Origin of the sequence: Bacillus sp. L_1B0_5 (genome assembly GCF_000836715.1) — a bacterium.
GTDB lineage: Bacteria > Bacillota > Bacilli > Bacillales > Bacillaceae_G > Bacillus_A > Bacillus_A thuringiensis_S.
Genome location: NZ_JXIS01000198.1, coordinates 1 through 7,091 on the forward strand (window position 1 = coordinate 1; position 7,091 = coordinate 7,091).

The following is a 7,091-nucleotide window of genomic DNA, read 5'->3' on the forward strand; positions in this document are numbered from 1 at the left end:
TTTTGCGTTTGTCCATTATTTGCACCAAAACCAAATATAATAATAAAGAATGTTCCCAGCCATTTACCAAAATAACTCGTTAGAATCTGGGGGAAATTTTTATTAGGATTTTTTTGCATTACCAATATTATAGCTATTCCGATTACCGAAGTTATCATCCATCCAAAAATAATAGCAATCCAACCATCTGTACCTGGGTGTTTTTGCCCATCCCCCTGAAAAGGGGGAATAGCAAAAAAACAGTGACAAAACCCTTATAAATAAAGGATTTCAATTTCTTTTTAAAATAAATATGTCAAAACATATACAGTTTAATTGACATGTTTCAAATATTATTAAGTTGTATTTTTGAAATAAAAAATACAAGGTTTTTAGCTATGTCATAAAGTGTACTTTTTGACACTGGGTATAATGTCTACATAGCATAAGCTTATTCCCCCTTTTCGGGGGGATGGGCAAAAACACCCTACCTGCAATATTGGCAAGTGGGCTTGGCATAATTAACATACCTGATGCAAGTTGTAGCGAATGAATAAAAACAATATATTCAAATGAAGTTAAGTATTGAAAGTTATGTTTCCTCATAGAAACTACCTCCTTTTAATTCCCTTTCTGTTTTCTTGTTTGCTTTGGTTGTCCTGTACTAGATCGATCAGTTATCAGATGATTAGGAAATCTTACAAAAGAATCTTTTTCTAATGTGATTTCCATAATAAAAGCTTCCAATAAAGGTGAGAAGGGGACTTTAATTCTTGATGTTGCAATAGAAATGTATAGATCTAAAGGAATAATTTCAAAGTGAAATGAAACCATTGTAATATATATTGCGGGTAAAAAAATAGCAATAATAAATCCTAAAAATCTTAATAGGCGGAAAAACGATGCAATTAACCAATGGACATTGTAATCATCAGAGGTCTGAAAAAACCAACTAAATTCATTGGAACAATCATTACGCTAGGGGATCTATCAACTAAAACTGCCACTTTACCATCAAGGATTTGATTAGAAATAGCATCTGGACGCTCACTTATATAAGACTGTGGAAAGGGAGTCCAAATCACCAATAATCAATACTGTATCCGTTTTGATTTTACAAATTCTTGTCTTGACTTCATGTACTACATCTTCGTTTGCCACATCACCTAAGTAAAGTAAATATACTAAAGTAGTGGCCCGCTCTCCAATCTTCAATTTTTTTATTTTCAACTCTGCAGAAGGAATATACCTTCGAATGAGGCCTATGTTTTTAGTGGCATTCTCAATAAACCCATCATGTGAGCCTTTAATAGTAACTTCAGAAATAGGTTCCTGAATCGCTCTTTCTGCCCATCCTTTTGTGTTGATAAGAAGGGACCTCTGTTCTCCTTCCATAAACAATACACATTGCCCCGCGAGCAATCCCTCTTTAATTTCATTCCATGTATATACTATTTTGGTATGAGTAGTAATAATATTAGAATTAAATACTTGCATGTCTTCATTAACTTCTTGTAATAATGGGGTAACGACACTCCCTTTTAGTGCAACACCATCTGTAAGGCCCTCAAGATAATATAGTAATACATTCGTTTTTGTTTTCAATTGCAAAGAATGTTCTATTAAATCTGCACAAATATCAAATTTTTTTACTAATGTACATTTTAGTTCTTGTAAGTTATTTGTTTGGATGGTTTCAATATTTTCATTCATTATTCTCTCAAGTTTATTCATATCTAAAGACATGCGCCTCCCACCTTTATATATAAGATTTTTTTATTATTTTTCTATAATCAAATTCTATGCATTGATTTTAATTAGTTAAAAAAAATAATAACAAGTGGGCAACTGCATTTCTAAATGTATTACTTTTCGGAAATCCTTCCCTTTAATCTAAATGGGCATAAATTTTTGCCCCATAGCATATCTTTAAAACTGTTCCTGTTAATCTTCTTTTCAAGGCATTCTAAATATTATCATTTTTGAATTTAAGATTTCTTAGACTGTATACACACTTTTTCTTTATTACACCAATTTATTATTTTTATCTTAAATTTGTGGAACGAGCGTGAAAAGGCTTCTAAGTGAGTTCTATTTAGTTCCATTTCTATTCTTTATTGTTTAAATGTATTTATAATTTAAAAAAGGGGTGTGTGATTATGTTACAACATTCATTTTTGGATCTTAGAAAGTATGAATATCTTCAAATTTACTCTTCTGGAAAGCTAGAAGGACAAGGAATGTATGTTGGTTTAGTTGAAGATAACAATCAGACATTTTTATGTTGGCGCAATGAAAAAGGGAATAAAATTTATACCAATATTAATTTTATTAGCCTAGAAAAATTATCAACCGACGATAATTGTGGTCATCACAATTACCCAAATTGTAATTGTGATCCGAACTATAATGATTGAAATATGAAAAATTATATCTATTAACATAGCTTTTGTAAATAGATAAGGTGAGGGACATACAATGTGGCGAAACCAACAACAAAATTTAAATTTTGCTGCGCCGCTTGACTTGATACAATCTTTAGTCATCACTTCTGATCCTCAATATCCTTGGACAGATTGTCAGGACAATAGCTCATGTCAAAACTGCAATACCCCTGCCCAGGTCGTCCAGAAAATCAATTTGCGAAAAAAAGACGTTTCGAAGCATTGATACGTGAACAATATAATAATATAAATTTGTATACGGATACTGTACCAAATACATCTGTGCTGATAAATGGAGATATGACTTCCTTTGGACATGATGATTTGTTTAATCCTGAATGGAGTAAGATAAAAGATTTTTTTAGAACATTAAGAAGATCCTATTATTATCGATTAGGCAACCATAATATTGAAAATAATTTTGATGACTTCGTAAATAACGGGTGTTTTAAGAGTTCTCTTGTGAATTTAATTTATCATGTTCAAGGGCGTGGTATACCATCATCTCAATTTGACTATAGAACAGAATCAGGGGGATATTATTTAGGTTTTGCTGTTACATGAAACCTAGAAAGTTTGCGTATACAGTAAATTTCGGATCAATATACTCTATACAATTGCAAAGTTTCCCCACAATGAATAAGCAAACTGGCCCGACTATTACTAGTCTTACTGAGTATCATATATTTTAAAATCTGAATTGGTTCGAAAATCAATTAGAAACAGCTAGAAGAAACGGGAAAATCATTGTTTTAAATGTTAACAGACCAGATGTTTGGGCTGGAGGACCTAATACAAGATTCGAAAAATCACTACAACAATACAGCGTTGCAGAAATTTTTTGTGGTCATTATCATACAAGGTATAGTGATTTTCCTAACTGGTATAGTGATTATTTTGGTAGTATACCTATCTTTTTATCCGGTGGTGCATCTCAGAGCACATATTTAATTTTAGAACAGTTTTCAGTTAGATTAGATATTTATAATGTAACCTGTAATGATTCGAAAAATAAAAGACTAGCACGTACGATCAGACTCCCTATATCATAACTGATTAAAATATTTCTATACATGAGACATTCTTTAGGTAATATTCTAAAAAAATAAATATTTTTCTTAAAGCGAATTTAGTGTATTGTGAAATATTATTTTTAATGGATCAATGATCTGAAAATTAGAGAGGAGAATAGCTGATGAATAATCGTTCATTTTTGAATTTGAAAAGAGGGGACTGTATTTATGTATATTCTGGAGGGACTTTAGAAGCACAGGGTAGATACCTTCATGTTGTTGAAGATAAAAATGAATTATTTTTATGCTGGAGAAAGCATAATGGAAATGAAGTATATACAAATTTGAATGGAATTAGTGTAGAAACAATAAATGAAAATACAGCGTATCTACAAAATACACGTGCTACTTGTGAACGAGGATATAACAATAATTATGACGATAATTCAAATAGTTCGCATGAGCATGGATATAATAATAATTATGGCCATAATTCAAGTAGTTCGCATGAGCATGGATATAACAATAATTATGATACAGGTTGTACGTGTGGACGTAGCCACAATAACAATCAGCTTAAATAAAAATAAGCATATTTCAAAGATTAATTTGCTGAAAAAGAGAGCCTTATGATAGCTATTATTGATAAAAATGGAGAAGAGCACGGAATCATATATATTTTTTTCTTTTCTTTTTCCTTGAACGGCATTCCAACGTGAGGAATGCTGTTTTGTTACCTTTAACTTCACATATATATAAATTTTAAGAGTTATCCAGGTTTAAGTATCACTATTTTACTTTTAAATCTTGTACCACTCCATAGAAATCAAAGAATACTTTCATAGGATTAGTTTTAAAAATTCATAAAACCCCAACGTTAAATCTACATGATTATCTTCAAAAATAGGAGATTATTTTATTCATGATTTTTCATTTATTTAAATATTATATAATAGTGTCAATTTCTATCTATTTACAGAGGATATCCAGGGGGCGAGTGCATGGCTCAATCAGAATTTAACCAAAATCTACGGGAGCAAGGGCAATCACGTGCAAGAGTTATTATTCTACGTGTGAATAATCCGGGATACAACACTAATACTTTAGACATCGCAGACATAGAAGATATCATTCATTTACCTCAAGCTATAGAGTTAGCTAATGCATTTCAATCTGCACTAGTACCTACTACATCCAACTTCGGGGAGGACACATTAAGATTTGATGTAGAAAGGGGATTAGGAATAGCTACTCACGTTTATCCTAGAGCTATAAATGTGAATTATGTAACACGTACTTTATCACAAACTAATAATCAAGTACAGTCCATGATAAATAAGGTGATAGAAGAGCTTAAATCTTTATTAGGAATTAATCTGGCTAATTCAGTGCTACAACAATTAACCACTGTAATTACAGAAACTTTTACAAACCTCTACGTACAACAGCAATCTGCTTGGCTTTTTTGGGGACGCCAAACATCATCACAAACCAATTATACTTATAATATCGTATTTGCAATCCAAAATGCCCAAACAGGTAGTTTTATGAAAGCTATTCCTATAGGGTTTGAGATATCTGCATATATTGCAAGGGAATACTTATTATTTTTTAATATTCAAGATTATGCAAGCTATAGTGTCAAAATACACGCAATTCAAGTTATGCAGCCATTGATTCATGAGAGTTTTCAACCCCTAAGAGGCATATTTAATATCATAACTTCCGTAAATAATAGAAGTGCTATTCAAATTACTGAATATTATGACGAAAATACACATGATTATCCTGTTAAGTTATGGGACTATAATAATATTATTAATCAAAAATGGATTTTAGTTTTTAATCAAACTACCCGTGCTTACAGTATTCAAAACCTAATAGCTCGCTATTTAGTACTAACATGGGATTCTACTCCTGGATCAAATAAAGTTTTTGCTTCTACTAATCGTTGGAACGATTCACAATTCTGGATTCTTGAAAGTACAGCAGATGGTTCCATTTTTTTAACAAATATGAAAGACACTCAATTTGTATTAGAGATAGAAAACTCTAGTACTACTAATGGGACAAATGTTATAGTCAATAGAAAAAATAATAATGCACAGCAAAAATTTTACTTAAATAAAGTAAACCAAGAGTTTCAGGATGGTGTATATAAGATTAAGACTGCCCTAAACAATAGTAGCGTTCTGCAGATGTCTGAAGATTATTTTGGTTATACGTCAGATTACTTTGTGAAATTATGGACCAACAATAATAATGATATTAACCAAAAATGGATTTTTGAATTTGATAGCACTAAATCTGCGTATCAAATTAAAAGTCAAAGGGATCCTTCCTTAGTACTAGCATGGACTTGGAGTGTACCTACTGTTAAACTCCCTATTCCAAATACCGATGATCATCTCTGGTTTCTTCAAAATGCTGGGTCGGGTACCTATTATTTTGTAAATATGACAGACACCCGATATGTTTTAGAAGTGGCTAGTTCTAGTACCACTAATGGAACGATACTTACAATCAATAAACGAAACGGAAATTTAAATCAAAAATTTTTGTTGGACATGATTAATTAATAAAAGATATTATTTATTAGTATAAGGCACGTAAATGATTGTATGATTAAAAGCTCAAATTACAAATAATGACTTTAACAGCAATAGTATTGATTATATAAGGGACGATACCGTATTAGTACATTTATCTCAATGGAAATAGATAGCCTGGTGAAGAATAAATATTCAATCCAAAATATATCCTGTCATTAAAACCGTATATTATATATTGCATTTGTTTTTGACATTGTTTGCTATTTGTATTTCATTTTATTCTAATACAAATAGCAAACATAAATTCGCATGAAATTCAATTTTTACACAAACTTATTTACATAATTAAATTATGAAATACTAAAATGTGTTCAAAACTGAATGGTATAGTGTAGTTAGTCAAATGAAAATTATAGCTAACTAAGTGATAAATTTGTATAAGACCATAAAATTCAGTACAAAAACTACATATAAATGCATGTAAAATAAAATAATCTTTATATATAAATTCATACAAAAAATCAATATATGAAAACAGTTTAAAATTCGTTATCTAACATGAATTGGTTAATTTAATCATGATTATAAGGAGTTAAATAGATCAACATAAGAAAAACCTTTATAAATTTAAATGTAATTTACTATAAAATTTTGCAATGAGTTATTTAGTATTTGATAATTCCTATATAAAAAATGAATTATATGGACACATACCAATATACGGAGATTCATGTAATTGAGTTCGAAATCCCTAAATGCTGTATTAGATTTTTATTTATACATCTTATTGTGCGTAAAAACGGTATTTCGTGCGAAGTTCTGAGATGTTTGTTTTTTCGCCTCTTTAAATATGCATCATTCACTCTCCTTTCGGGAGTATAAACATCTTTTAGTTTTAGATACATTCAACTATACACATTAATATCGATTACATGGTTGTTTCTTATAGCCAGTATATTTGCTTTTCCTAGCTTGATGGATGTGGGAGTAATCTTGGTTGTATAAATGATAGTAAAAATAAAAAAGACATAAATTAACGTAGATAGATAATTTATGTCTTTTTTAACTAAAACTAAATTGATGGTGTTGCAAAACTCATAAAT

At 30.3% G+C, this 7,091-nt stretch carries 4 protein-coding genes and 3 pseudogenes; 4 read left to right on the plus strand and 3 right to left on the minus strand.

What is annotated here, in order from left to right; all coding sequences use genetic code 11:
• The 3 pseudogenes from RT27_RS34660 to RT27_RS31735 all read right to left on the minus strand — a co-directional run.
• Window positions 1-194 (minus strand): annotated as a pseudogene (locus RT27_RS34660) (GerAB/ArcD/ProY family transporter); the annotation flags it as partial.
• Between the two features lie 274 nt (window positions 195-468).
• A pseudogene (locus tag RT27_RS34665) lies at window positions 469-585 on the minus strand (spore germination protein); the annotation flags it as partial.
• Between the two features lie 90 nt (window positions 586-675).
• A pseudogene (locus tag RT27_RS31735) lies at window positions 676-1,725 on the minus strand (spore germination protein); the annotation flags it as partial.
• A 413-nt stretch (window positions 1,726-2,138) separates the two neighbouring features.
• Between RT27_RS31735 and RT27_RS31740 the strand changes: the two are divergent.
• From RT27_RS31740 to RT27_RS31755, 4 genes are all read left to right on the plus strand, one after another.
• Window positions 2,139-2,396, plus strand: a complete 258-nt coding sequence (locus tag RT27_RS31740) for a hypothetical protein (protein WP_043939319.1) — start codon at window positions 2,139-2,141, stop codon at window positions 2,394-2,396.
• Window positions 2,397-2,573: 177 nt separating this feature from the next.
• Window positions 2,574-2,987 carry a hypothetical protein gene (locus tag RT27_RS31745; RefSeq protein ID WP_003310456.1) on the plus strand — a complete coding sequence of 138 codons (414 nt, stop codon included), beginning with the start codon at window positions 2,574-2,576 and terminating at the stop codon, window positions 2,985-2,987.
• Window positions 2,988-3,618: 631 nt separating this feature from the next.
• Window positions 3,619-4,020, plus strand: coding sequence for a hypothetical protein (locus RT27_RS31750; RefSeq protein WP_043939322.1), 402 nt, complete (start codon window positions 3,619-3,621; stop codon window positions 4,018-4,020).
• 417 nt (window positions 4,021-4,437) lie between these two features.
• Entirely contained in the window at window positions 4,438-6,015 is a 1,578-nt protein-coding gene (locus RT27_RS31755; RefSeq protein ID WP_043939324.1) for an RICIN domain-containing protein, read from the plus strand.
• The last annotated feature ends 1,076 nt before the right edge of the window (window positions 6,016-7,091 follow it).